Source organism: Treponema denticola (genome assembly GCF_024181605.1).
In the GTDB taxonomy this organism is placed as follows: domain Bacteria; phylum Spirochaetota; class Spirochaetia; order Treponematales; family Treponemataceae; genus Treponema_B; species Treponema_B denticola_B.
In genome coordinates, this window is record NZ_CP054477.1 from 517,456 (window position 1) to 544,301 (window position 26,846).

The window sequence follows — 26,846 nt, forward strand, 5'->3', positions numbered from 1 at the left end:
AGCTTTGAGGCATTTTGAGCTTTTTTAGCGGTAATGTGCCTTGAGCTCAAGCCTAAATTTTGTAGGAGACTTTTATGTACAAGTGGTATGCACTTAAACGTATTTTACGCGGTGTGGTAATATATTCCATTCTTATTTTTATCTTTTCTTTTTTGTTTAACCAGATAAATGAAAAGGTTCAGCGCAGCCAGATAATGGAAATGGTACGTGCTGAAGCAAAGGGTCTAAAAAATATGACTGCCGAACAGATAATGGCATGGCGTAAAGATCAAGAATTGACCCTTATTAGACAATATAGATTAGACAGGCCCTTAGTTGAGCGTGTTTTACACAACGCAAAGAGGGTTCTAACCTTTGATTTCGGTAAATCGACAACAATAAAATCCTTAACGGGTTCTCAAGAGGTTATCAAAATATTGGGAGAAGCGATTCCCAGAACCCTCTTGCTTTTTACAACAGCCTTTGTGATTAATACGCTGATTGGTTTAGCCCTGGGTTTAAAAAAAGCCCAAAAGCCGGGAAGCCGGCAGGATAAGACAACAAGTTTGATTACTCTTATCATTTACGGTATGCCCAGCTGGTGGTTAGCCATGCTTTTAATATTTTTGTTTGTTTATAAAATTCCCCTTTTCCCTTCGGGAGGTGTAAACTCGGTTCCGGTGCCGGAAGGTATACGGTTTATATTTGATAGGATACAGCATCTTGCTCTTCCGATTCTTACCTTGGTTTTCTTGGGTTTTTGGAGTACGGCTTACATTATACGAAACCTTGTTTTGGGTACCTTGCAGGAAGATTTTATAATGAGTGCAAGGGCGCGTGGTATCCCCGAAAAGAAGGTCCTTCACGGCCACACTTTAAGGACATCGGCGCCTCCCTTGGTAACGATGATTTTGCTCTCCTTTTTGGCCTCGATGTCGGGAAGTATCATATTTGAGGGTATTTTTTCGTGGCCCGGTTTAGGCCAGCTTTATTGGATTGCTGTTCAGCAAAACGATATTCCTGTCTTAATGGGAGATTTGGCCATTACAACAGGTCTTTATCAAGCAGGTCTTATAATCCTTGATCTGGTTTACGGTTTCTTAGACCCGCGTATAAAAGTCGGAGGCAAGGAATAATGAAAAATTTTATTGATAGATTTAAAGAATTTTGGAATGATTTTAAAAAAGAAAAGATAGGCATTGTCGCCATAGTTCTTTTAGGTTTACTTATACTTTTGATTATACTTGAACCTATTGTCTTGCCCTTTAAAGGAACAAACGATAATTGGCATAATATTTCTTATTGGGAAGATAACCCTGCTTCCGCTCCTCCCGTATGGTCGGAATTATTCAGCGCAAAAAAATCGGCTAGGACGGTTCGGTTTACCGAGCCTGAGATTACGGAAGAAGAATCGGAGCATTTCGGTCAGGCTAAGGTTTATAGTTTTAAATATAACTATAATTACGATAAAAATCCCAATAACATTATTTTTAGAGCCGAACTTACCGGTGATGTAATAATGAGTATGGATGTTATCCGCCCCGATGGAAAGCGTATAGAGCTCGGTGTTTTTCAAAAAGGAAATTTAAAAGATTATCACAGCCGTTTTACGGTTTTAACCGATGCAAAATCTACAATGCAGCAATTTACGGCTGCTTACGGTGCATCTACTACATCGGGAAACGCAAATTCTGTTCAGTTATTGTTCTCTGAAGTTTCAAAGACCATGTACAGGGATAAAAAGCCTTTAAAGGGGGAATATGTTTTTAAATTCGTTATACCTAAAGATGTTGCATCCAACTCTGCCAATAAGATTGAAAATCCGCGGCTTATAATTCCGGGAGCTGTTTCGGGGCTTTTAGGTACCGACCTAAACAAGAGAGATTTATTTTCCGGTGTTATGGCCGGTTTAAAATGGGCTCTTTTAATAGGTCTTGTTGCAAGTATTATTTCCGTTTTGGTAGGTGTTATGTACGGAATTATAAGTGCTTATTTCGGCAGAGCGGTTGATACGGTTATGATGTTTATCTTTGAAATAGTCGTGTCCGTTCCTATTATTCCTATATTGATTGTAGCAGCCGCAGTTTTTAAACCCAGTATCTGGATGATAATCCTCGCTCTTATTATCTTCGGCTGGACAGGCTCGGTAAAAACCGTCCGCTCAATGGCTTTACAAATAAAGGAAGAAACCTATATTGAAGCCGCAAAGGCCCTCGGTGCCGGAAAATGGAGAATCATTCTAAAACATATCGCACCTCTTCTTTTGCCGTATTCTTTTGCTATTATGGCAAGTTCGGTTCCGGGAGCTATTATTTTTGAATCCTCTCTTTCACTTTTAGGTTTGGGAGATCCTTCTATTGTAACTTGGGGACAAATTCTCCATGATGCACAAAGCTCCGGCGCAACCTTAAACGGCTTATGGTGGTGGATTATTCCTCCCGGTCTTTTTATAGCCCTTTTGGGTATGATATTTGCATTCCTAGGTTTTGCAATGGATAAGATACTGCATCCTAAACTCAGGACAAGGTAAGGAGGTTTTAATATGGAAAATAAAGAAGTAGTTCTTGATGTAAAAAACTTGAGATTGTACTATCACACCTCCGCAGGTATTGTAAAAGCCTTGGATGATGTGAGTTTTACCCTTCATGCCGGCGAAACGCTGGGACTTGTAGGAGAATCAGGCTGCGGTAAAACGACTACAGGTATGGCTCTGCTTAAAATGCCCTCTCCTCCCGGAAGAGTAGAGGAAAATTCTCAGATTATAATCAATGGAAGGGACATTGTTCCCCTCTCCGATTCAGAGATAAGAAAAAATGTACGCTGGCAGGAAATTTCGATGGTATTCCAAGGAGCTATGAACAGTCTAACTCCGGTTTACACAATCGGAAAACAGATGCTTGAAACCTTGAGGGAGCACAAAGAAATGAGCGATAAAGAAGCTCAAGACCTAATGGAAGAGTATTTGGGCTATGTCGGCCTTCCGCCCGAAGTTTTAAACCGCTATCCCCATGAACTTTCCGGAGGAATGAAGCAGAGGGTTGTTATAGCAAGCGGTTTATTCTTAAAGCCTAAACTGGTTATCTTGGATGAACCTACTACTGCCCTCGATGTTATTGTTCAAGCCCAGATTATAAACCTTTTAAAGGAACTAAAACAGAAATTTAAGCTTTCCTTTATATTTATTACCCACGATCTGTCGCTTGAAGCCGAGATTTCGGATAGGATTTGTGTTATGTATGCGGGAAAAATTGCCGAGCTCGGAACCAATGATCAGATATACGGTAAAGAGCCCCTGCACCCATATACCCAAAAACTTTTACAGGCAACACCTCTTTTAAGAAAGAGGGTAAGCGAGCTTTCCTATATTCCGGGAACGCCGCCCGACCTTATTTCTCCGCCCAAGGGCTGCCGCTTTAATCCGAGGTGTCATTGTACAATGGATAAGTGCTTCGAAGTTGAACCTCCTCTTATAGAGGTTGAACCGGGGCATCAAGTAGCATGTTGGAGGTGTGTAAAATGAGCGATAACGAAAAAAAGATAGATCCTAATGACCATGTTCTTGAACTGATTAATATAAAAAAATATTTTGAGCCCCATCAAGGTTTTGTCCAAAGCCTTTCAAAAGGAACAACCAAAAAGATAAAGGCTGTAGATGATGTTACCTTGCGTTTGAGGAGGGGAGAAATCTTCGGTCTTATAGGGGAATCGGGTTCAGGTAAAACTACGATTGGGAAGATAGCGATGAAGCTTCATACTCCTACCGAGGGAACAATCCTATATAATGGTGAGGATGTTACAAACAGCGATAAGGAAAAAACTGCCTTTTACCGCCGCCGTGTTCAGATGATTTTCCAAGACCCTTATGCTTCTATGAATCCCCGTTTTAAAATTCGGGATGTAATGGAAGAACCGCTTCTTATTCATAAGATTAAGGGAACAAGGGCCGAAAACGATGAAAAAATCATCAAGGCTATTTCGGAAGTAAAGCTCAATCCGCCTGAGGAATTTATGACACGCTATCCTCACATGCTTTCGGGCGGTCAAAGGCAGCGTATAGCTACGGCCAGAACCCTTATCCTAAATCCTGAGGTTATAGTTGCAGATGAGCCTGTTTCGATGATAGACCTTTCAACCCGTGCGGAAATTCTTCACATGATGAGGGAGGTTCAAAGGAAACTGGGTTTAACCTATCTGTATATTACTCACGACCTTTCAACGGCAAGGTATTTTACCGACAGAATAGCGGTTATGTATCTCGGCCGCATCGTAGAGATGGGCGATGCCGATGATGTTATAGACAATCCCATGCATCCCTATACTCAGGCCCTGATTGAAGCCGTTCCCGAGCCTAAACCGGGAATGCTTGAGGTGATTAAAAAACTCCCCATTTCGGGAGAAATTCCTTCTCCTGCAAATGTGCCTTCGGGCTGCCGCTTCCATACGAGATGTCCATATGCAGATGAATCCTGTTCGTCTATGGAAGAACCTTCTTTGATGGACATTGGAAAGGGGCACTTTCATGCTTGCCGAAAGGCCGAAGAGATTAAGAAGGGGTAAAATGGAGTTTAAAAACTGCTTTAATTCTCTTGAGCAAATGCGTTTCTTATGATAATATTTGCGATGTTTTTCATAAGTCATTGATATGTAAGGACTTATGAAAAACTCGTCAGGCATCTATAAAAATCCAACAAGGTTTTTATAGATGCCCTTATGGAGGTATCAATTTTATGGAAGCAAAAAAACTTACGGAAAGCGTTCATTGTATTCATGCAGATATACATGACAGAACTGCCCGCTTTGAAGGTATATGGTTATTGCCCCACGGCGTTTCGATAAATTCTTATGTTGTAAAGGGAGAAAAAACAGCCCTTATAGATATAGTAAAAGACTGGGACGGCTCGGTAGACTCCTACCGGAAGCAGCTTGAGTCCATAGGCCTTTCATTTTCTTCTTTTGATTATGTAATTTTAAACCATCTTGAACCTGACCATGCAGACCTTATAAGCCTTGTAAAGGAAGAAAATCCTAAGGCCGAAATCTTGGCTTCTGCAAAAGGGGCTGCCCTTGTCAAAAACTTTTTTAAGATAGACGAGGGGGTAAGGGCCGTAAAAGACGGAGAGGTTTTGGATCTGGGCGCAGGTAAAAAACTTGTATTTTATGAAACTCCCAATATCCACTGGCCCGAAACCATGATGACCTATGATCCTGACGATAAAATTTTATTTTCTTGCGATGCTTTCGGCTCATACGGCTGTATAGGCGAAAAAATCTTCGATGATCAGCATACGGAAGATGAGCTTAAATTTTTTGAAAACGAGGCCCTTAGGTACTATGCAAATATTGTGGCCAGCTTTAGCAGCTTTGTAAACAAGGGAATCGAAAAACTCGCCGCTCTCGAGCTTAAATTTATTTGTCCGAGTCACGGTCTGGTTTGGAGGGGAAATCCTTCACGAATCGTAGAGCTTTATAAAAAATTTGCAGATTATAATACCGGAACCGGAAGCGGCTTGGAAAAGACCATCTGTATTATTTGGGGCTCAATGTACGGTTATACCAAGGCCGGTCTTGATGCGGTTATTGAAGGCATAGATGAAGAAGGCGTACCTTATTCTATCTATAGAATTCCCGACACGGATGCTACCTTTATTTTAGGCGAGGCCTACCGCTCTGCAGGTCTTTTATTGGCAATGCCTACCTATGAGTACAAAATGTTTCCGCCCATGGCCCATATCCTTGACCTCTTTGAAAGAAAACACTTTATCAATAAAAAGGTGTTCCGCATAGGAAGCTGGGGCTGGGTAGGAGGAGCCAAAAAAGAATACGAGGAAAAAATAGAAAAATTTAAGTGGACCAATATCGAATCCCATGAATGGCAGGGTAAGCTCAGCGATGAGGATAAGCGGATATTAAAAGAAAGAGGCAGGGAATTGGCAAGGACCGTAAAAAACGGATAAAAATCTTTGCTATATCTTGACATATTCTTACATTTTATGCAAAATATTTGAGCTCATTTTTTTGTTTGTATGTTTAGTCGAGCGAGCTTAAATGTTTAGTGAGGTAAGTTATTGGCAAGCGAAATTTTAACTATTGAAGAAGTTGCCCGTTATTTGCGTGTTTCCGAAAGAACCGTCTACGAGTGGGCTCAAAAAGGTGAAATACCTGCCGGAAAGATTGGAACGGTCTGGCGTTTTAAAAAAGATGATATTGAGAGCTGGGTTGATGAGAGGTTAGCTTCTTCAAAAACTTCAGTTCCTAAGCAGCATAAAATAGTAACCGAAAGTTTTTTGTCGCCCGACAGGGTTGTCCTTTTGGATTATGCTTCAAAGCATGATGTTTTGGTTATGATGTCCGAGGTACTGGCTAAGGCTCCTCAGGTAAAAAATTCTGCAGAGCTTTTAGATTCCATACTAAAAAGAGAAGCGCTCATGTCAACGGCTGTAGGAAGAGGAATTGCTATTCCCCATGTAAGATTGTCCTCAGTTACCGATCTTGTAATGGCTGTAGGTATTTCCAAAAGGGATATTTTAGATTTTGATGCGGTTGACGGAAATCCCGTGAGATTGGTTTTTATGATTGCCGCTGCAAACAATCAGCATGATTATTATTTGCAGACAATCTCCCATTTTAGTGCAAAACTGCGTAATGAAGAGCTTAAAAGCAGCCTCTTAAATTCAACCGACCCCATGGAGATTTACGCCCTTTTGTGCGAGTAGGATGCGGTATTGATGGGCTCCGGGGCTTTTTTAGGTCTTCCGAATTATGATTCTCCGGCGGAACTCAAGGCTCTTTTAGAGACTTTGGGTTTTGCCATGCAAAAAAAATTCGGCCAAAATTTTTTAATAGATAAAAAGATCCGCGAGAACTTGATTTCCTTTTTAAATCTTGATAATGGAACAAGGGTTTGGGAAGTAGGCCCCGGTCTTGGAGCTATGACCTATCTTCTTTTAGAAAAGGGAGTTAATCTTACCGCCTTTGAAATTGACAAGGGCTTTATCTCTCTTTTAAAGAAATTCTTTTTAGAAAGCTCAAAACAAAATTTTACTCTTGTTGAAGGGGATGTTCAAAAAAACTGGCTTCCATACTTAAAAGAGAATGGAAAGCCCGATGTTTTTTTCGGCAATCTTCCGTATAACATTGCTTCCGAGTTAATTGCTTCTACTGTAGAAGCCGGAGTTGTTTTTGATACAATGCTCTTCACCGTGCAAAAGGAAGCTGCCGAAAGAATTACTGCAAGGCCTGACAATAAAAACTATACGGCATTTTCGGTCCTTTGCTCCTTGTTTTATGAGTGTAAGATAGTTAAGACAATTCCGGCCTCAGCCTTTTGGCCTCAGCCAAATGTAGAATCCGCTGCCGTCTTGTTTAAGGCGAAAAAAGAATTTGCAGAATATAAAAACTTTAAGCTTTTTATCAAAATAGTCAAAGCTCTTTTTTCTTCGCGCAGAAAAAATATAAAAAACAATTTAGGTTCGTGGATGAAATCAAACGGATACGGTGATAAGATCGATCTTGTTTTAGAAAGGTCAGGCTTAAGCGGAAATTTGCGTGCCGAGTCCCTTGCCCTATATGACTTTTTACTTCTTTCTGATATAATTTCTTCTTTGGATAAAAATAAATGAAGCATACAAAAAAAATTGCTTTTTTAATTTTCTTTGTTTCTCTTTTTTCCGTTTTTCCGATTTACGCTGAAGATACAACGGTTTCAAGAACCCCAGATCCTTATGGGGCCGAGGAGTTTAAGCAATGGCAAAAGGATTTACGCCGCTTTGAGATTATAAGTTTCGGTGCGCTGCCCTTTGTTTCGCTTTTGTCGTTTTGGGCTTACGATATTGGCCGCTCAATAGCTCATAAAGGGGATCCGGCCTATAATCCATGGCCTATTAAAGATGCCAAAATTGCGGTAAAACTTACCGAAAAGGAACAACTGGGTATTTTTTTAACGGCTGTCGGTATTTCTTTGGGGGTTGCAATAATAGATTTAACCTACCGTTCAATTAAAAGAGCCAATGAAAAAAAACTTGAGGAAAAAAATGAAGAGGAAGCGATTTTGTTGATTCCCATTGAAGAAAATAAAAGTGAAGAAACCGAAACTTTAAAAACAGAGGAATCCGATGACGCTCAATAAGAGTGTTCCTTTTAAGTCGATATCCGAAAAATTTAAGGTTGACGGCCTTGAATCGCCTTGCAGGATTGATGTTTATTGTACCGAAAGGTTGAAAAAATTGAGCCGCTCTCAATTAAAGACGGGCTTAAAGTCTCTTTCTGTAAATTCACAAAAAGCCAAGCTTTCCCGCAATGTTCAAAACGGAGACCTTATTGAGCTTGTTTGGGATAATCCGATCCCCGAATATGCTCATCCTCAAAAACTTCCGCTTAATATAATTTATGAAGACGAAAATATAATTGTTGTAAACAAGGAAAGGGGCATGGTAACGCATCCGGCAGGCGGAAATTGGGATAATACCCTTGTAAATGCCTTAAATTATTACAGGCTTTATGATTCCGAAATTAGGGATGAGTTTGCCGAGTCTCTTAATAGTCTTTTAAGTGAAGAAGGGAACTTAAAAAATATTGAGGATTTTTTTTTAGATCCTTACCGCATGGGTATTGTTCACCGTCTGGATAAGGAAACTTCCGGGCTTATTATTACGGCAAGGAATTTAAAAACCGAAAAGCTTTTAAAATCTTTTTTTAAAAAAAGGGCGGTAAAAAAATATTACCTTGCAGTCCTTGACGGTGTTCCGCCTAAAATGGGCAGGATAAAGACTTCTGTTTTTCGATCAAGTTCCGACAGAAAAAAATTTAGCGTTTCTGCCGATTTGACAAAAGGAAAAATTGCTCTTTCAGCCTATAAGGTTCTGAAATCCAACGGAAAAATGTCCTTGGTCCTTTTTGGAATTTACACAGGCCGGACTCATCAAATCCGCTTACACGCCAAGTTTATGGGATGCCCCGTTGCAGGCGATAAGGTTTACGGCAAAAAAAAGACAGGGCTTGAAAAGTCCGGTATGCCGCTTATGCTTCATGCTTATAAGCTGATAATTCCTGACGGCTTAAATTCAAAAAAAGAATTTAAGGCTCCTATCCCTAATGATTTTAAACAAATACTGATACGGGAGGCTCTATGTTAATTGATTGTAAATTTTCTTCTCAAGCTGAAGTTATTTTTGAAAATCAGGCTTATGCCGTTCTATATAAACCTCGCGGAATGCCTACGGCTCCTCTTACGGAAGATGAAGAAGCAACATTGGTGTCATGGTTTTTAAAAAGATGCCCCGAAGCAGAGTCAGTAAAAGGAAAAAAGGATATTGAGGCTGGCCTTGTTCACAGGCTTGATACGGCAACAAGCGGCTTGGTTCTAATAGCAAAAAATCAAGAAAGCTATGATGCTTTAAATTTAATGCAAGTAAACAATTTGATAAAGAAAACCTATGCCGCCTTTACGGATGTTGATAACGAGGCGGATTTAAATGCGGATTTTTCAGCGGCGAGTCTTCCATATATAATTTCAAGCCAGTTTAGAAGTTACGGCCCTAAGGGAAAAATGGTTCTTCCCGTTTTTTACGGTATGAGAGATTTTTGTTCTACCGGTAAAATGTATACGACCAATATTATCGATATAAATGATACAGATGATTCGATGCCGAGGGTAACCTGCACCTTAACTCAAGGATTTAGGCATCAGGTAAGGGCTCATCTGGCTTCTATCGGTTTGCCTATTTATGGAGATCCATTATACAACGAAAAATTCAAAGATTTTCCGCAAGAAAAAATAGAAGATCACTCTTACCCTTTGCAGCTTTACGCCGTAGGTCTTTCCTTTCCTGAGCCTAAAAAAGACTTTAATCTTGAGGACTCAAAAGAGTATGTATCCTTTTTGCTTCAGCCGCCAGATAAAATGATCCTGTAATTAGAAGGGGGCGCTTTTTTTCTTTACATTCGATTATCTCGTTTTTTATTACGGCTTCATAGCCCGCATTTTTTTCTACCATACAGGAAGAACCTTTGAGCCCTTCTTGGAAAATTTTATAGCTTAAATCGGGATTACTCTTTTTTGAAGAACCCGGAATTGTAACGATGATTTTTGTAAAATTATCCTTAAAAAAAGGAACCATGTCCTTTACATTTTTGTCTTCGGCACAAGCAAAGATGAGAGTGCCTTTTTCTTTTACAAGCTCTGTATAAGTACTCATGCACAGGGCAATGCTGTTTTTTGTATGGGCTCCATCTATTATAATTTCGGGATTATCCGAAAGAAGCTCAAAGCGGGCAGGGAGCCAGGCCGATGCAAGCCCTTTTTCTATAAGCGCCTCATCCATTTTAGGAAAAAGATATTTTACCGTACATGCTGCAAGGGCTGCGTTTTCCGCCTGAATTAGGTCAAGGAGTTTTAGGTTTGAGCTTATAGGTCTTTTAAAGAGGCTGCCCGGCTTATCCGAAGTTTTGAATTCTACATCTATTTTTAAGCCCGCTTTTGAAAGGCTGTAATTTACAGGTTCTTTTAGGATGTCGGGGATATAAAAAAAATCCGCATTTAATTCTTTTGCTCTTTTTTTAAAGACAGCCAGCACCTCATCAGGCTGTTTACAGCAAAAGACGGGAGTGTTTTCTTTTATAATGCCCGCTTTTTCAAAAGCTATTTTTTCGAGAGTATTTCCCAGATATTGGGTATGTTCAAGCTCAATGGGAGTTAAAGCGCAGGCTCTAGGTTTTAGGATATTTGTCATATCAAGCCTTCCGCCCATCCCTGTTTCGATAACCGCCCAATCCGTTTTTTGCATACTAAAAAGCAAGAAGGCCGTAACCGTAACTATTTCAAACCAACCGGGGTCTATTTCGGGCTCCTTTTTGAGTATAGCCTCAAAGCCCTCAACGATTTTTTTATAAGCGGCAGAATAGGCCTCATCATCAAAAAAGCTTCCTGCCTCGGTTATTCTTTCTCTAAAGTCCGATACATGGGGAGATGTATAAAGGCCTGTTTTTTTTCCGATTTCTTTTAAAATTGATGCAATCATGGTAGAAACGGAGCCCTTTCCCTTTGAGCCTGCAATATGAATCGATAAAAAATCGTCTTGAGGATTTCCGAAAAAATGAGCAAATTTCCGCATTTTTTTAAGATTATCTTCATTTTTATTTGCATTCCGCTCATAATTTATAAAGGCATCAAGCCATTTACTGAATTCTTCGGTATTCATATAAGACCTCCGGGTCTTGGGTTCCGCATCAATGATGCTGTTCCGAGCTTCACCCTATTGCTAAAAAAAAGAATATAGAATATTATATATGCATGTGTCAAGTTATTCTACCCGATAATTTAAAAGGTTTTAAGATTTATATGATCGGTATCAAGGGTACGGGAATGACGGCTTTGGCGGAAATTTTGGTTTCTCAGGGAGCCGTGGTTTTAGGAAGCGATGTGCCTGAAAATTTTTATACTGATACTGCTTTAAAAAAACTTAATATAGATATTTTTTCGCCCTTTTCTCCCGATAATATTCCTGATGATACCGGGCTTGTTATCTATTCGGCGGCCTATTCTCCTGAAAATAATGAAGAAATGTATGCGGTAGAACAAAAAGACCTCCCTAAGATGTCTTATCCCGAAGCTATAGGCGCCTTGTCCCGTCACTCCTATTCTTGCGGTATTGCAGGCGTCCAAGGAAAGACCAGCACAACGGGCATTACGGGTTCTATCTTAAAAGAATTAAAACTTCCCGTTTCGGTATTAGCCGGAAGCGTGATAAAAAGCTTCGGCGATTCATGCACAATGCTTAACGGTTCAAAATATTTTGTTGCCGAAACATGCGAATATAAAAGGCATTTTTTAAACTTTCACCCTAAAAAGATAATTTTAACCGGAATTGAATCGGATCATCAAGATTATTATCCGACCTATGAGTCTATTTTGACCGCCTTTTTGCAGTATATAGACAGGCTTCCCCACTTCAGCGAGCTATTTTATTGTGCCGATGATGATGGCGCTTGCGAGGCTGCCCGTTTAAGTTTTTCGAGCAGGCCAGATCTTATCTTTATTCCCTATGGGGAAAATGCTTCGGGAGATTATAAACTGACTGTTTTAGACGTACATGACGAAAAACTTTATTTTTCTCTTGCCGGTTTTTCCGGGGAGTTTTATCTGCAAATTCCGGGAAAGCATAATGCTTTAAATGCCGCTGCTGCAATAGCCCTTTCGGTCAGCCTTTTAAAAGAAGAATACGGCGAAATTTCGATGGCCAATATTTCTGCCATCAAAAAGGCCGTTTCTTCATACGCCGGAGCAAAGAGGCGTACAGAGTTAATAGGTAAGGTAGAATCAAAGGATATATTGATTTATGATGACTATGCCCATCATCCTACGGCAATTAAGTCGCTTTTAAGCGGTTTACGCCAATTTTATCCGAAAAGGAGAATAATTGCAGATTTTATGTCCCATACATATACCCGGACGGAAGCTCTTTTGGAAGAATTCGCTTCTTGTTTTGAAGATGCCGATATGGTGATTTTGCACAAGATTTTCAGTTCGGCACGAGAGAAATATCAGGGGCAGGTAGATGCAGAGCTCCTTTTTAACCGCACAAAAAAATATCATAAAAACGTCTTTTTCTTTAATGAAGTATTGGACGCAAAAAACTTTGTTTTAGAAAAATTAAAGCCGGGGGATATTTTTATTACGATTGGTGCGGGGGATAACTATGTTTTGGGTACCGAAATTTTAAAAGAGCTTAGTTAAAATAAGGAAAATATATGAAAAGTATGACGGGCTATGCCCTTACCGAAAAGACCGAACCTAATTCCTTTATAAGTTTGGAGATAAAAAGCTATAATTCAAGATATTTGGATTTAAATTTAAATTTTCCCTTTTGGCTTTCTGCCCTTGAGCCTGTTTTTAGAGCTTTCTTTTCTGAAAGAATAGCCCGCGGAAAGGTTGAAGTTTCCCTCCATGTAAAGGATGCGGATATAGATGTAGATATCCTTACCAACACTAAGGTTGCTAAGGCCTATGCAAAGGCTATGAGGGAGGTGGCTGAGGCTGCCGGGATAAACCCCGAAATAGATATAAACCGCTTTTCCGAAAAGGACGGCGTAATCATTATAGAAAGAAATATAGATATTCCCGCTTGGGAAAACACCTTACTTCCCATATTTGAAGAAACCTTTACAAAATACGATAAGACGAGGCTTGATGAAGGAGATGTCTTAAAAAAAGATATTTTGGCAAATCTGGATAGGATTTACGCCTCATTGAAGGTGATAAAAAAATATGCGCCTCAAATGGAAGAAATTTTTTGTCAAAATATTAAAGAAAGATTTACCGAACTTTTAGGCAGCGAAATAAATGAACAGCGCATTATGCAGGAAGTTGCCGTAATGCTCGTTAAGTATACAATCAACGAAGAAATTGTCAGGCTTGAAGCCCATTGTAATTCTTTATCCCATGAGCTTAAAAAAAATGAACCCATAGGTAAAAAACTCGACTTTATCTGTCAGGAAATAAACAGGGAGATAAATACTATAGGTTCAAAAAATCAGATGATTGAAATGTCTCAGTCTATTATCGAAGTAAAAGACGCTCTTGAAAACATAAGAGAGCAAAGCAGAAATGTAGAGTAGGGGTAAAGAATGAAAGAGCGAAATTATAAACTCCCTAAAGGAAAGGAATTGAGAATTGCAATTTCCGGGCAGTCCGGTTGCGGAAACACTACGGTGTCTACATTAACTGCGAAGGCATTAAATTTGCCCTGCGTAAATTATACTTTTAAAAATATTGCAGAAGAACTTAATATTTCTTTTGAAGAAGTTTTAAAAAGAGCCCAAAACGATTTTTCTTTCGATAAAATGGTAGATAAAAAACAGATTGAACTTGCCTCTGTAGGCTCATGTGTTTTGGGGTCAAGATTGGCTATCTGGCTTTTAAAAAAGGCTGATTTGAAGGTTTATCTAAGGGCTTCAATAGATGTACGTGCAAAAAGAATTCAAAAGAGAGAGGGCGGCAATATAGAAAAAATAAAGGCTGATACCGATTTGCGGGATATGGAAGATACTCGGAGATATAAAGAGCTATACGGCATCGATAATACAAAATATGAAAAAGCCGATCTTATCATAGACACGGACGACCTTGCACCTGAAAAAATTGTGGACAAGATATTAGACGAACTTTATGCCGAAGGCCTTTTAATTTAAGAAATCGGTAATAGTTTTTTTATCTTCATCGGATAAATCCACAAATTTTAAATTTAGAACACCGTCATTTGAAATTATTTTACAATTTGGAACTATAAAGTTATGCTCTATTTTTAAGGAACATTGATCAAGAACCATGTCTATATTTAAATTACCCGCATTGACAGGCATATCCGGTAAAAACGTTATATCGTTGTCGGTTAGGTTTTTTACCGTTCCTGTTATTATGGTTTCGTCTATAGGGTTTGTAAATAAAAATTGGACACTCTTTTCAAGATTTTTGATATGCTTATAATTATACCTATTAAAAATCATACGTAACTCTTCAAGAACGTCGTTATAATTATCGGTTTCTTTTAAGTTTATAATGCCTTGGACTCCTAAAAACATTGCTTTGTCTGCTTCATCTGCCGAAAAATCGGGCGGAGTCAAAAGTATTACCGGTATTTCTTCTCTTGAAGTATCCCATCGGATATGCTGTGTAATAGGCTTCCAATGACGCGGAAAGTCTCTGGTATTGATAAGCACAATATTGGGACTAATTTCTTCAATATTGTCCAAGGCTTTTAGCGGAGAGCGGTAATGTATAAGGTCAAATTTATACTCCGAAAAAAGGGGCTGCAAATCATCAGTTGAACGCGGTAAATCCGAAATCAATAATGCTTTCATTAAAACTCATCCTTATTCTGTTCCTAAGTTCTCGACTATATAATCATATACGGTCCATATTCCATCTTTTGAAGCCAAAAAATATGTAAAGCGTTTCTTTTCTCTAAAATTGGAATATTCAAACCATTCTATTACCTTAACTTCTGCCTTGGTATCTGTGTAGCCCGTATGTTCTATTTTAAATTCTACCGGAATAACGGCAATGTCCTTGTCTACTCTTTCTTGGCTTAATTCGTGTTTGTACACTTCAACCATTTCCATTCTGCCGGCTTCGGATTCGGCCTTAAATCTTCTATTTCGGGAAGGATCTCTGGATATCATTTTTTCCAAATCCATATAGAGAAAAAATTGCTCCCATAGGGATTTTTGGCGGGCAGTTAAAAGATAACTTATTACTTGATCGGGCGGAATGGGTTTTGCCTGTAATATCTCGCCTGAAAGCGGAGAAACCGGAAGAGAACCTAAGGCTGCTGCCGAAGGTGCCGGTTTTATTTCGAGGCTTAACTTATTTGAAATAACATGCATTTCCGAATTGTCCGAATACCGTTTTAATTCGGGAAAAAACAAAGAATTTACAAGGAAGATTCCGGGCTCGCTAATTTCGATATAATCTTTTATGTTCTCGATAAAAGAATATGTTTCTCCGGGTTCCAAGGTTATTTCGCGGAAATAAATTTGGCGGTTAGTATTTCTTTTTCTCATCCATTCTGCTGTGTGCTGCAATTGTCTGTTTTTACTGTTTATAATTCCGAAATCTATACTAAAAGACCTGTCATCTGCAAGTTTAAATCGAAGGGTTTCGGGATTATTGTTTGTAATTGAAATTTGTACAAAAATAGGTTCGGAAGATCCGGAGCCCGGATAATAAACACGCCTGTCATAAAATCTTATAGAAACATCGGCCTTTGAAGCAGGCTCGGTCATGTTTTGAGCAAATATAAATAAAGACTGAATAATGCAAAAAATACTTATTAAAATTTTTTTCACCTTAGATTCCTCCGTTTTAGATTAAGAAAGCCTCAACCTGTTATCGGCATTTTTCTTCTTTTCCATTAGTTTATGTATTATACTCTATTGACTCAAGATTAATCAATAGAGTATACTGATGCCGATATGCTAATGTTTCTTTTAAACTATAAATAGTATATAGCTTTTTTTTAAAATTAACAATACATACCAAGCATAAGTATAGAGGAAAATATGTCAACTTTACAAGAAAAGTCAAAAAAATTAGGTACTCTGAGGCATAGTACTGCTCATGTTATGGCTGAAGCCGTAGTCAAGTTGTTTCCGGGGACAAAGGTTGCTATCGGGCCTGCTATCGATTACGGATTTTATTATGATTTTGAACTGCCTCGTCCCATAAACAATGATGACTTACCCGCAATCGAAAAAGAAATGCGTAAAATTTTAACTACCCGTTCAAATTTTGAAAAAGAAGTGATAAGCCGCGAGAAAGCTCTTGAAATGTTTAAAGATCAGCCTTTTAAAGTCGAGTTGATTGAAGGTCTGCCTCAAGACGAAGAGATAAGTATTTATAAGTCCGGTGAATTTACCGACCTTTGCCGGGGCCCCCACGTATGCTCGATGGCCGACATAAATGCTCAAAGTTTTAAACTTATGAAAGTAGCCGGAGCATATTGGCGCGGCGATGAAACAAGACCCATGCTTACCCGAATTTACGGTACGGCTTGGGAAAAGCCCAACGATTTAAAAGAATATTTGGCTATGCTTGAAGAAGCCGAAAAGAGGGATCATCGAAAGATCGGAAAGGCTATGAATCTATTTCATATAGATGAAGAAAATCCCGGGCAAATATTTTGGCATCCCAAGGGTTGGACTCTTTATTTGACCGTGCAAAATTATGTAAGACAACGCATAAAGGAAGACGGCTACCTTGAGGTTCATACACCCTTTGTTATGCCCCGTTCCTTGTGGGAAAGGTCGGGCCATTGGGCTAAGTATAAAGAAAATATGTTTATAACCGAAAGCGAAAAACGCCTCTTTGCTTTAAAACCGATGAACTGTCCTGGTCATGTGGAAATATTTAAGCAGGGAATTAAAAGCTACAAGGACTTACCCCTGCGCTTAGCCGAATTCGGTTCTTGTACCCGAAATGAGCCCTCGGGTTCTTTACACGGTATTATGCGTGTCCGCGGGTTTGTTCAAGATGATGCCCATATTTTTTGTACCGAAGAGCAAATTTCTTCCGAAGTTGCAAAATTCTGTACCTTGTTAAAGCGCATGTATGCAGATTTCGGCTTTGCTGAAGGTAAAATTCTTGTTAAATTTTCTACGCGTCCAGAGCAGAGGGTGGGGGACGATGCTACATGGGACAGGGCGGAAAAGGCCTTGGCTGATGCCTGTGTAGATGCCGGGCTTGAATATGAAATTGCAGAAGGCGAGGGTGCCTTTTATGGGCCTAAGCTGGAGTTTACTCTAATCGATGCCCTCGGCCGTGAATGGCAGTGCGGTACCATACAGCTGGATTATCAGCTTCCGTCTGCCGAAAGACTTAATGCCGAGTACATTGGAGATGACAACAATAAGCATCATCCTGTAATGCTTCATAGGGCAGTTATAGGCTCACTGGAAAGGTTTATAGGAATCTTGATAGAAAACTGTGCGGGTATTATGCCTCCTTGGCTGGCCCCTGTGCAGGCGGTTATTGTTCCCGTAGCTCCCGCCTTTAATGACTACGCTCAAAAGGTTCAAAAAATCTTGGACGAAAAAGGCTTTAGGGTTATAGCCGACATCGGAACCGATAGAATGAATGCTAAAATCAGAAAACACCAAGAAGAAAAGGTCATCTATCAGCTGATTGTAGGCCAAAGCGAAATGGACAATAATTCCGTTGCTGTCCGAATGAGAAAAGGCGGTCAAAAGGTTATGACCTTAGATGAATTTATCTCATTCTTAAAAGACAAGGTCGATTCTTTTGCTATTGATGCGGAATAGGAAGAAATTAAAAGATTTTTGTGAATACCTATTTTTTGACTGCAGGGTGTAAAACAATACCGGTCTGAACTATTAAGCCGTCCGAACCCTTGTTGACGAGCTTATCCCAAAGGTTTGAAAATGGCAGGTAAGCTTTAAGTTGTACACCGGCTTTCCAGCCTGAGGGTAGAGTATATTCGGCCTTAATGCGCAGTGATGGATAAATAAAGCGTCCATTTTGCCAAAAATACCGGTTTATTTCCTTTACTTCTTTTACTGAACTTAATCCCTCAGTTCCGGTTTTCTCAGGTTTTATTCCGGGTTCAAGCAAGCCGAATCGTATAAAAAAAGCAAGACCTCCGCCCATACTGATTGTCCATCTTTTTAAGTCAAACCTTGCTAAAAAAGGAACATCAAATAAAAAGCTCATCGTAAGAGCCGTTCTATTTTCAATTTCGCAAATATAGGCCTTTTTTTTGCGAAGACCATAGTGAAAAAGAGAAAAATCCAAGGACGGAACTATACTTAATTTTTTTATGCCCTTGTATTCATATTCTGCTCCTAGGTTTAAGGCGGCTCCCATTGGCGGAGCAGCTTGTTTTTTCAGGCTGGAGAATATCATTTCCGTACCTATATAAAACCCGAAGTCTGATGGAACCTTTGTTAAACCTTTTGTTTGATCAGCCTCATTTGTTTCTTCGGTTTTTTGTTCTGCCTCTTGTTGAGGCTTCGCTTCTTGAGCATAGATATTAAAACTTAAAAAAATTAAAAGTAATGTGGAAAAAAATAAATTTGTTTTTTTGCTCATAATTTCTCTCCGTTTTATCTTCAGCCTCGCCTATCTGTCTTCCGTTTGTTGTAGAATTTTTTCGTTTTCAAGGGTCTTAGGAATATCGCTGTAAATTTCCGGTACAAAGGCAGACCGTGGTTTTACCATGTTTTGAATATTTGCATAAGCAAGGTTTATCGTTTTTGCCCGAATCATAGTTTCGGGATTTCTGTTTAGAGCATCCCAAGCCCTTGTCGATTCTCCGAACAAGGATATGGCTCTTCCGTTTTTGTTGGAATCTCCGTTTTGAACGGCTATCCTGTTAAGCACTACTGCAAGGTTATTTGAAGTATGCATATAGTCCTCAACAAATTCCGCATGGTCAACACGGGTTTGCGGGAAAATAATTCCCTTTCTTATTTTTTCGGCTTCCAGTAATTCCATCAGCCTTTCATAGTAAGCTTGGGCTGCAAAATAATTGGTATATTTAAATAGGACATTTCCAAAGCCGTATAAAAGGTTTCTATCGTTGGGTTTTTCGCTGTAAGCTAGGGTCATGGCCTTCATCGCATCCGAATAATTTTCTTTTTGATAATGGATGTAGCCCATCTTATATTGAATTGAGGGACTATTATTTAATTCACGGACAGCATGTTCGTAAGCATCCAAGGCTTCATCATAATCTCCTGCTATAAAATAAGAAATATCTCCATAGTTTGCGTAAAGTTTTCCGATAACAGGGGACGGATAAATGCCTTTTTGAGCTGTGTAAGCTTCGTACTTGGCTAAGGCTTTTGCATAGATTTCTTGGGCCTCGTTATAAAGCTTATCGCCTGCTATGAGCTCTCCGTAAAGGCGCATTGAATCTATCTGCCTGATAGTGCGTTTGGGAGTCATTTTTATGCTGTCTTCGTAGAGGTTTATTGCGTTTACAAGATAATCCTTGGCTGCTTCATTTTTTTGATTGTGTAAAAAGAAGCGGCCCATATTATAATTGGCTTCAGGGCTTTCAGGCCTTTTTTTGATGGCTTTTTCTAAAAGTTCCCTCAGGTCATCTATTTTTCCTATCAGATTTTCAGAATCGGTAGGTTTGGGTTCATATCTTTTTTCTAGAAGATAGCCGCTAAGCTCGATAAGGTCTTCATCCGGTAGTTTTTTGTTTAAAAAATAGTTTTTTAAGGGCAAAACTTCGGCTAAATTGTCTGTACGGATAAAGTAACGCATCATTCTTCCTGAAAATACATCCTTGGGTCCGTAAAGGTTTATAAGGCTTACATAGGTTTTTTTTGCCTCTTCATACTTTGTTGAATCTTCATCTGCCCAGTCCAAATAAACGTCTCCTAAGGCTAAAAGACTACCTTGGTCATTTATGTGATAGTCTAGGACGCCTCTTTTGAGAACTTTTTCGGCCTTTTCATAGTTGCGTAAATCGGTACTCAGCATATCTGCATATTCGATACCGCCTTGGCGGTCATGGTTAAAGTCAGATAAAAGCCTTTCATAAATTGTTTCTGCGGATAGAAACTGCTTTTTTTCACGGAATGCATTTGCAAATTTAAAATACCATTTTCGTTTTTTCTTATATGTTCCTGCTTCATCAAAGCGTTTGATAGCTTTTTCATATTGACCCGATTCTATACTGGTCATTCCTTCTTTATAGAAGCCTTCGGCTACAACCGGTTTGTATATAAATTGCCATACAAGAACAAAAATAGAAAGGATAAATCCCAGAGCTACAGTAGTTAAAATTGCAACGGGTAATATTTTATTTACAAAGCGGTACTTAAAGCTGCGTTTTTCTTTTTCGTATTCTTCATAGGATTTTTTATCGAATCCTCTCGGAATAGGGATGGATTTATCTAGAATACCTTCTAATTTGTTTACTATCTTTTTTAAAGAAACATCGTTTACAATTAAATGAACGATTTCCATCTTGTTTAATTCGGAATCGTCTACATTTACAAGATAGTCTTCAAGTTCTATCCTTAAATTGAGAGGAAATGAAGAAACTCTTTCTATTAGGTAGTCATAATCTTCTTCAGAAATTGAAAGGGGGATTTTCCCCTCATATTCTTCTTCATCTATGGGCTTTTTTGATTCAAAAAATTTAAAATTTTTATCGGGGGAAAATTGGATAAAACTTTCAGGAACCGAAAAATCATCCATTCCGGCGCCCATTTCCGTATTTAAAACATTGTCGTCTATGGCAAAGGCTGTGTGCTCGTCTATTTCGGGAATATCTATGTCAGTAAAGCCGGCTCCTTGAGATGAAAAATCTTCTTGTGAAAAGCCGGGCTCGTCCGAGGTTTGTAAGCTTTCTCCGGATAAAGAGTTTTCAAGGCTTGTTTCCAATGGTTCTGATGAGGCGGAAAAGCTTGAAAAGTCTCCTTCATCAGATTGTGGAGAAGACAGGTCTATGCTCTCAGGGCTATCTGAAAAGGGAGAAATATCCATACTTTCAAGTCCGCCGTCTTCGGGTGAGAGGTCAAGACTTTCAAGTTCATCAGTTTCGGGTGAGAGATCCAAACTTTCGGGTTCATCGGTTTCAGATGAGAGGTCAATGTCCTCAAGTTCACCGGTTTTAGGTGATAGATCGAAGCTTTCCATAGCATCTTTCTCAGGTGATATGTCGAGGCCTTCAAGTTCATCTATTTCCGGCGACATATCTATGCTTTCAGGATTATTAGCCAGAGGAGCAAAATCCTCACTCGCAAGACCTTCTTCCGCGGGTGAAAAATCTATGCTTTCAAGTTCGTCTACATCATTATCGGTATTATTTGATGCAGTTATGCCTAAATCTGCAGGTTCGAAAGATGTACCGGCATCTTCCAAGGGTTCGATTTCCTGATAAGGAGTGTCCTCATCTTTGATTTCTTCAAGATCGTCTTTTCCAGTATTAAAAGCATCTAAATCGGCTGTATTTTCTATGTCTGGTTTGTTTGTATCATCTAAATCAGGCTCTTGTACCGCGAAGTCCGTGTCAAAATCGGGGAAAATATCATCTGTTCCGTCATCCGTATTTGCGGAGTCTTTGCTTCTGGCATCTTCAACCATATCCCCTAGGCCGGAGAGCAAGGCTTCCGGCACATCAAAGCCGTCATCATCTAGGCTGCCCATGTTATCCAATGAATCAGGTCCTTCAAGGTCCAAACCGGAAAGCATATTGTCAAAGTCTTGGGAAACTTCCTCGCTTTCATCTTTTTCTTCTATAGGAAAGATATCTGCCGCATCAAATTCCGAAGAATCATCCTGTTCTTTTTCAGGTGAAATTTTGTCTTCTTTAAAACCTAATAATTCATCCACATTTACATCAGGAACAGGCATTTCTTTGGGTAAAGGAAGATCTTCACGTCTTTCCCCCCATTTAGCCGTAATTTCGGGTTCATTTGCTATTGTGAGAAGTTGATTCTTAAATTTTTCAAGCTCTTTTATACTGGGCATTTGAGCGGGCCTCCCCCCTTATTTTCGGCTTATTTTGGTTCAACTTGATATATTATTTTATACCATAAAAGGAGTTTTTTTTCAATGAGTTTTAACCTGTTCAGAAACCAAGTATAAATGCCGATAATCTCACTAATGGTGCCGCTAAAAGGCTGTTTTATAGTTTACTTCTATTGACATAACGGCCTTTTTTTTGCATTATTATGGACTAGTTTAATAGTGTAGCTTGGCGGCGAAATCCGCTGATTTAGGGGAAATGTGTGAATTTATCAAAAAGTTATTTACAATCCGTTTCTACGGATGAGCTTTTACAAATTGCCGATGATTGCGGTGTATTTGTGACTAAAGGGCTATGCAGAAATGTGATAATTGAAGAGCTGCTTGAAATAGAGGAAGATTCTAATGTATCTGATAACAAGTTTTTAAAAATCGGTAATGAGGATTTGTTTTTAGATGATGAAATGGATGATGAAGGGAATGCAGGCTTGGCTTTTTCCTACAACAAGACTGAAATTCATGTACTGATACGAGATCCCATGTGGGCCTTTGCTTTTTGGGATTTTTATAAGCCCGAATTTGTAAATTTAGTAAATGATCCTGATTTTGACTCTTTCTTTTTAAGGGTCCTTTTGTTTTCTGAAAATAATCTGGCCGAATCATATGATTATTTTGATATTGATATTACAGATACCGATAGAAGCAGGTATTTTTATCTTTCTTTTAATGATTCGGTAACAAGGGTAGAATTATGCTCCCGTAAGATTGAAGGAGAAATTTCGGTTTTAGCAAAGTCTAATCTTATAAGACTTAAACGGGAAAATATTCCTAATAATTTATGCGTTCTTGACAATGATGTAAGTTCGCCGGTATATCTTTCAGGAATTTCCGCATTAAAGAAGCTTCATTTTAAAAATTATCGACAGGCTTTTAGGGTAGAAGAGGAGCCGAAAATTGAAAGATTATAAATTAATTTTTATTTTGGATGCTCATTTACCTTATGTGCGTAATGAAGTTGAACAAGGCTTGGTGGAAGAAGATTGGCTTTTTGACGCTTTGTCTTATCTTTATTTGCCTGTTTTGAAAATGTGTTCTAACTTACAAAAAGATGATATTCCGTTTAAAATCGGTGTCGTTTTTGAACCCGCACTATGCGATATGCTTGCCGACAAGGTTTTGCAGGATAGATACCGCCAAAATGTTCAGCGCAAAATCGAGTTTGCAAAAAAAGAACTTGAATGTTTTGCAGAATGTGCAGATACAAAAAAACTTATTCAGTACAATTTAAAGCGTTTTAACGATGATAAGCGGATCTTCGAAGATTGCGGAGGAAATGTTTTAAAGCAGTTTGATTCTCTTGCCCGTCAAGGTTATGTAGAATTATTGGCAACGACTGCAACTAATTCTTTTTTGCCGTTTTTTTTGAGTATGCCGGAAGCTATTGCTGCACAGATAGAAATGGGGCAGATAAATTACCGCAAGCATTTTAGTGCCGTTCCATCAGGTTTTTGGATTCCTTCTATGGCTTATTTTGACGGTTTGGATGATATTATAAGAAGTTACGGCTATGATTATACGGTTGTTTCTTCGGAAGGTTTTTTGCTTTCGGATAAGGTTCCGCCTGCCGGGGTCTTTTCGGCAGCAGCTTCAAAAAACGGATTAAAATTTTTAGCCTGTGATCTTTCCGCGTGTAATTCTATTTATGATGAGTCCAACGGTTTTCCTCAAAATAAGCTTTATATCGACGTAGAAAATGATGTCGGTTTTAAACAATCCGAAGAATATTTAGCTACAGTATTTGATACTTCAAAGGGCAGGCGGGCAATAGGGTTTCGGTATTGGTCAAAGGATGAAGAAGAAACTCTTTATGATATACAAAAAGCTCATGCTCAAATTCGGGCAGATGCCGAATCCTATGTAAACTCGCGTGCAGAGGCTCTGAGAGCCGTTAAAGAAACGGGGGGATGTGAAGCGCCGTTTTCTCTTTTGATTATCTCATCCGATTTTTTCGGTAAAAAATGGTGTGAAGGTATTATCTGGCTTGAGCAGGTTTTTAGTTTGATAAATGATAATGAAGAGTTGGAAACTATGTTACCTTCAGTTGCAGCTAATTTGTCTAAGCAGCTTTATACCGTTAAGCCGTTTTTTTCTTCTTTTTTGGGGGCCGGTTATGCGGATGAACTTTTAACAAAAGAAAACGACTGGATGTATAGATATATCATTAAGATTACCGAGAGGATGATAGATCTTGTCGAGATGTTTCCTGCAGACGGCAGCTTAAAAGAGCGCGTTTTAAATGCTGCAGCGAGGGAAGTTCTTCTTTTACAGTCCATTTATTGGCCCCTTTATATAAATGATCCGCAGCTTAAGGAGTTTGCAGAAAGGCGTTTTGTAGAACATGTCAATTCTTTTACGGCAGCCTATGAGGCTCTTGGGGCAGATTCTCCCGATGCAAAATGGCTTTCAGAACGTGAAAGTAAGTATCCTGTTTTTAAAGATATAAATTACCGTATTTTTAGCCGTAAAAAATAAACGCAGCAATAGTTGACATAAATCGACTCTAAGATAAAAATCGGACTCAGGATGTACATTCATAAACGGACACGGATGTCCGTGGTTTCAACATTGAGAGTTTGCGCTTGTCGCAAACTCTAAGATTAAAAATGTACTCAGGATGTACATTTTTAATCGCCCCCTTGTCTTTCTCCTCTAAAAGTGCTATAAAATAAGGACCCAAGTCAGGTTATACGATTATGGAAAGCTTAAAAAAAGCGCCTCACATAACTTTATATATTCTTTTCTTTTTTTTGTTCTATCTTTCGAGCGTTAAGCACATAGAAGTTTTGATAGCCTGGGTTTTTATAGTTATTTCCGTGATTTTGATTTTTTCGCCTGAAAGGATTAAAAACCTCAAATCGATTCTGGGTGTTTTACCCTTTGTGATAATGGTCCTGCTTCCCTTTGTAATAAGGGGCTTTTACAATGTTCCGATAGAACAAAGATATTTTTCTGCAAAGCTCATCTTGCGGCTGATGTGTGCGATGATGACGATTTCCTTTATTTCTTCAAAATATTCTTACCTTTACTTGGTCGAAGGCGTTATGAAGCTCGGCCTTCCCAATTTTTTAAATCAAATTATTTCCCTTACCTTTAGATACTTTTTTATGGTAAGAACGGATCTGGACAAGACTGCAAAGGCTATGAGTGCCCGCTGTTTTGACAATGCCCGCACCTTTTCAAAGGTTTCAACCTACGGCGAAATGATAGGCGGCTTTTTTTTAAAGGCGGCGGATCACGGCGACAAGGTTTATAATGCGATGAGGGCACGGGGCTTTACCTCCGAAACCAAATTTAAACCCGAAAAAATTGCCTCGCCCTTTTACATAAGCCTTCTTGTCTTCTTCGTTTTGCTTTTTATAAGCCTCACACTAATAGAAAGATTTATGGAGATTCCATGGCTGTTTTAATAGAAAATTTATCCTACACTTATCCTGATGGAAGGAATGCAATCAAGAATATAAATGCTCATTTTGAAAAAGGGAAAAAAACGGCCGTAGTCGGTCTAAACGGCTCCGGAAAGTCGACCCTCCTTTATCATCTTAACGGAACAATTTTGCCTCAAACCGGAAGGGTGAATATTTTGGGTGAAGAGGTTTCTAAAAAGACCTTAAATTCCGTAAGAAAAAAATCGGGCTTCCTCTTCGATTATCCCGACCATCAGCTTTTTTTGACAAGCGTTTACGAGGACATCGGCTTCGGATTAAAGAATTTGGGTATGGGTAGGGGAGAAGTAGAAGCTGCTGTTGACCGTATCTTAAAAAAACTGAATATCGAGCACTTAAAAGATTATTCGCCCTACCAGCTTAGTTTGGGCCAAAAGAAGATTTGTGCCATAGCCGGTGTTCTTGTTATGGAACCTGAAATCATCGTATGCGATGAGCCTTTTTCGGGTCTTGACAGCAAGGTAAAAGCTGCCTTTAAAGCTATCTTGGACGATTTTTCCAAAGAAGGAAAGACGATTATTTTTTCGACCCACGATCAGGATTTTTGTTATGAGTGGGCCGATAATGTTTATGTGATGAACGAGGGAGAATTGATTGCAGGAGGAGATGCCGTGAGCATTTTTAATAATGCGGAAGTGCTGCAAAGAGCAGGTATTGTTATGCCTAAACTTGCAAGGCTTTTCGGTCATAAAAACCCTGCTCCCCGTTCTGTTGAAGATGCCCTAAATTTATTGTAAATAAAGGAGAGGAATTTATGCATATATCCGATGGAGGATTATCGACGGCTGTTTGTGCCGTAGGTTATGCGGCAAGTGCGGTAGGAATTGCCTTTGCCGTCAAAGGAACAAAAGAAGAGGATATCCCGAAAATAAGTCTTATGGCGGGAACTTTTTTTGCTATTTCGTTGATTATGATTCCGATACCGCCGAGCTCGGTTCATCCGCTCATGTGCGGACTGATAGGAATTATTGTCGGGCGTAGGGCTCCCCTTGCATTTTTTCCCGCACTGCTGCTGCAAGCCCTTTTGTTCCAGCACGGCGGGATTACAACCCTCGGAGCCAACACCCTGATGCTTTCTATTTCTTCAATATTATCGGCAATTATTTTTTATAATTGGAAAAGCGATAATGTGCTTTTAAAGGGAATGGTTGTAGGAGCCTTGTCTGTTATCTTTGTTGTTTTGGTTTTATCGGTTCTTCTTATGACGGGCGGAAGTTTTGCAAAAGAAACATTTATAGCTATCTTTGTTTCTCATTCCGTAGTTATGGCGGTCGAGGCTGTAATTACCGGCTTTGCCGTCAAGCTCATGATGAAGGCGAGGCCCGATTGGTTTAAACGGAATTTATAGGAAAATCAATTGTTTTTTA

24 protein-coding genes are annotated in these 26,846 nt (G+C 39.2%); 19 read left to right on the forward strand and 5 right to left on the reverse strand.

Annotation, left to right across the window (positions count from 1 at the left end; genetic code table 11):
- Positions 1–74: 74 nt before the first annotated feature.
- The 10 genes from E4N80_RS02250 (at position 75) to E4N80_RS02295 (ending at position 9,889) form a co-directional block, all read left to right on the forward strand.
- Positions 75–1,115, forward strand: a complete 1,041-nt coding sequence (locus E4N80_RS02250) for an ABC transporter permease (protein WP_002671803.1) — start codon at positions 75–77, stop codon at positions 1,113–1,115.
- Positions 1,115–2,509 carry an ABC transporter permease gene (locus E4N80_RS02255; RefSeq protein ID WP_253700111.1) on the forward strand — a complete coding sequence of 465 codons (1,395 nt, stop codon included), beginning with the start codon at positions 1,115–1,117 and terminating at the stop codon, positions 2,507–2,509. Before E4N80_RS02250 ends, E4N80_RS02255 begins: the two co-directional genes overlap by 1 nt.
- Positions 2,510–2,521: 12 nt before the next feature.
- Positions 2,522–3,499, forward strand: coding sequence for an ABC transporter ATP-binding protein (locus E4N80_RS02260; RefSeq protein WP_002685959.1), 978 nt, complete (start codon positions 2,522–2,524; stop codon positions 3,497–3,499).
- Positions 3,496–4,536: an ABC transporter ATP-binding protein gene (locus E4N80_RS02265; RefSeq protein WP_010691263.1), complete on the forward strand. Its 1,041-nt coding sequence runs from the start codon at positions 3,496–3,498 to the stop codon at positions 4,534–4,536. Before E4N80_RS02260 ends, E4N80_RS02265 begins: the two co-directional genes overlap by 4 nt.
- Before the next feature lie 170 nt (positions 4,537–4,706).
- Entirely contained in the window at positions 4,707–5,933 is a 1,227-nt protein-coding gene (locus tag E4N80_RS02270; protein WP_253700113.1) for an FprA family A-type flavoprotein, read from the forward strand.
- A 111-nt stretch (positions 5,934–6,044) separates the two neighbouring features.
- Positions 6,045–6,692, forward strand: a complete 648-nt coding sequence (locus tag E4N80_RS02275; protein ID WP_253700115.1) for a PTS sugar transporter subunit IIA — start codon at positions 6,045–6,047, stop codon at positions 6,690–6,692.
- 12 nt (positions 6,693–6,704) lie between these two features.
- Positions 6,705–7,598, forward strand: coding sequence for a 16S rRNA (adenine(1518)-N(6)/adenine(1519)-N(6))-dimethyltransferase RsmA (gene rsmA / locus E4N80_RS02280; protein ID WP_253700117.1), 894 nt, complete (start codon positions 6,705–6,707; stop codon positions 7,596–7,598).
- A complete protein-coding gene (locus E4N80_RS02285) occupies positions 7,595–8,104 on the forward strand; it encodes a DUF8521 domain-containing protein (protein WP_253700119.1) in 510 nt (169 codons plus the stop codon). Before rsmA ends, E4N80_RS02285 begins: the two co-directional genes overlap by 4 nt.
- Complete coding sequence (locus tag E4N80_RS02290) at positions 8,091–9,110, forward strand: RluA family pseudouridine synthase (protein WP_253700120.1); 1,020 nt, start codon at positions 8,091–8,093, stop codon at positions 9,108–9,110. The genes E4N80_RS02285 and E4N80_RS02290 overlap by 14 nt, the downstream gene beginning before the upstream one ends.
- On the forward strand, positions 9,104–9,889 hold the full coding sequence (locus E4N80_RS02295; RefSeq protein WP_253700122.1) for a pseudouridine synthase: 786 nt from the start codon (positions 9,104–9,106) through the stop codon (positions 9,887–9,889). The genes E4N80_RS02290 and E4N80_RS02295 overlap by 7 nt, the downstream gene beginning before the upstream one ends.
- On the opposite strand, the gene E4N80_RS02300 is transcribed toward E4N80_RS02295, so the two are convergent.
- Positions 9,822–11,174 carry a bifunctional folylpolyglutamate synthase/dihydrofolate synthase gene (locus E4N80_RS02300; RefSeq protein ID WP_253700124.1) on the reverse strand — a complete coding sequence of 451 codons (1,353 nt, stop codon included), beginning with the start codon at positions 11,172–11,174 and terminating at the stop codon, positions 9,822–9,824. The genes E4N80_RS02295 and E4N80_RS02300 overlap by 68 nt on opposite strands.
- 92 nt (positions 11,175–11,266) lie before the next feature.
- Here E4N80_RS02300 and murC point away from each other — a divergent pair, with 92 nt between their 5' ends.
- Genes murC through cmk form a run of 3 tightly spaced genes read left to right on the forward strand, consistent with a single transcriptional unit; the run spans position 11,267 to position 14,163 of the window.
- Positions 11,267–12,709, forward strand: a complete 1,443-nt coding sequence (murC, locus tag E4N80_RS02305) for a UDP-N-acetylmuramate--L-alanine ligase (protein ID WP_253700126.1) — start codon at positions 11,267–11,269, stop codon at positions 12,707–12,709.
- Positions 12,710–12,723: 14 nt separating this feature from the next.
- Positions 12,724–13,590 (forward strand): YicC/YloC family endoribonuclease, encoded by an 867-nt coding sequence (locus tag E4N80_RS02310; protein WP_253700128.1) that lies wholly within the window; start codon positions 12,724–12,726, stop codon positions 13,588–13,590.
- 9 nt (positions 13,591–13,599) lie between these two features.
- On the forward strand, positions 13,600–14,163 hold the full coding sequence (gene cmk / locus E4N80_RS02315) for a (d)CMP kinase (RefSeq protein ID WP_253700130.1): 564 nt from the start codon (positions 13,600–13,602) through the stop codon (positions 14,161–14,163).
- On the opposite strand, the gene E4N80_RS02320 is transcribed toward cmk, so the two are convergent.
- Both E4N80_RS02320 and E4N80_RS02325 read right to left on the reverse strand, forming a co-directional pair.
- The gene (locus E4N80_RS02320; RefSeq protein WP_253700132.1) at positions 14,155–14,832 is read right to left on the reverse strand and encodes a response regulator; all 678 of its coding nucleotides are present in this window, start codon (positions 14,830–14,832) and stop codon (positions 14,155–14,157) included. The two genes, cmk and E4N80_RS02320, sit on opposite strands and share 9 nt — an antisense overlap.
- Positions 14,833–14,844: 12 nt before the next feature.
- A complete protein-coding gene (locus E4N80_RS02325; RefSeq protein ID WP_253700133.1) occupies positions 14,845–15,819 on the reverse strand; it encodes a hypothetical protein in 975 nt (324 codons plus the stop codon).
- Between the two features lie 213 nt (positions 15,820–16,032).
- On the opposite strand from E4N80_RS02325, the gene thrS reads away from it, so the two are divergent.
- Entirely contained in the window at positions 16,033–17,790 is a 1,758-nt protein-coding gene (gene thrS / locus E4N80_RS02330; RefSeq protein WP_253700134.1) for a threonine--tRNA ligase, read from the forward strand.
- Between the two features lie 28 nt (positions 17,791–17,818).
- On the opposite strand, the gene E4N80_RS02335 is transcribed toward thrS, so the two are convergent.
- On the reverse strand, positions 17,819–18,577 hold the full coding sequence (locus tag E4N80_RS02335; protein WP_253700135.1) for a hypothetical protein: 759 nt from the start codon (positions 18,575–18,577) through the stop codon (positions 17,819–17,821).
- A gap of 30 nt (positions 18,578–18,607) precedes the next feature.
- A complete protein-coding gene (gene flcA, locus E4N80_RS02340; RefSeq protein ID WP_253700136.1) occupies positions 18,608–21,979 on the reverse strand; it encodes a periplasmic flagellar collar protein FlcA in 3,372 nt (1,123 codons plus the stop codon).
- A 260-nt stretch (positions 21,980–22,239) separates the two neighbouring features.
- Between flcA and E4N80_RS02345 the strand changes: the two genes are divergently transcribed.
- The 5 genes from E4N80_RS02345 to E4N80_RS02365 all read left to right on the forward strand — a co-directional run bounded on the left by E4N80_RS02345 (position 22,240) and on the right by E4N80_RS02365 (position 26,827).
- The gene (locus tag E4N80_RS02345; RefSeq protein WP_253700137.1) at positions 22,240–22,944 is read left to right on the forward strand and encodes a DUF4912 domain-containing protein; all 705 of its coding nucleotides are present in this window, start codon (positions 22,240–22,242) and stop codon (positions 22,942–22,944) included.
- On the forward strand, positions 22,931–24,508 hold the full coding sequence (locus tag E4N80_RS02350; RefSeq protein ID WP_253700138.1) for a glycoside hydrolase family 57 protein: 1,578 nt from the start codon (positions 22,931–22,933) through the stop codon (positions 24,506–24,508). The genes E4N80_RS02345 and E4N80_RS02350 overlap by 14 nt, the downstream gene beginning before the upstream one ends.
- 221 nt (positions 24,509–24,729) lie before the next feature.
- Entirely contained in the window at positions 24,730–25,443 is a 714-nt protein-coding gene (locus E4N80_RS02355) for an energy-coupling factor transporter transmembrane component T family protein (protein ID WP_253700139.1), read from the forward strand.
- On the forward strand, positions 25,431–26,216 hold the full coding sequence (locus tag E4N80_RS02360) for an energy-coupling factor ABC transporter ATP-binding protein (protein ID WP_253700140.1): 786 nt from the start codon (positions 25,431–25,433) through the stop codon (positions 26,214–26,216). The genes E4N80_RS02355 and E4N80_RS02360 overlap by 13 nt, the downstream gene beginning before the upstream one ends.
- A 17-nt stretch (positions 26,217–26,233) precedes the next feature.
- Positions 26,234–26,827: a CbiM family transporter gene (locus E4N80_RS02365; protein ID WP_002668179.1), complete on the forward strand. Its 594-nt coding sequence runs from the start codon at positions 26,234–26,236 to the stop codon at positions 26,825–26,827.
- Positions 26,828–26,846 lie beyond the last annotated feature (19 nt).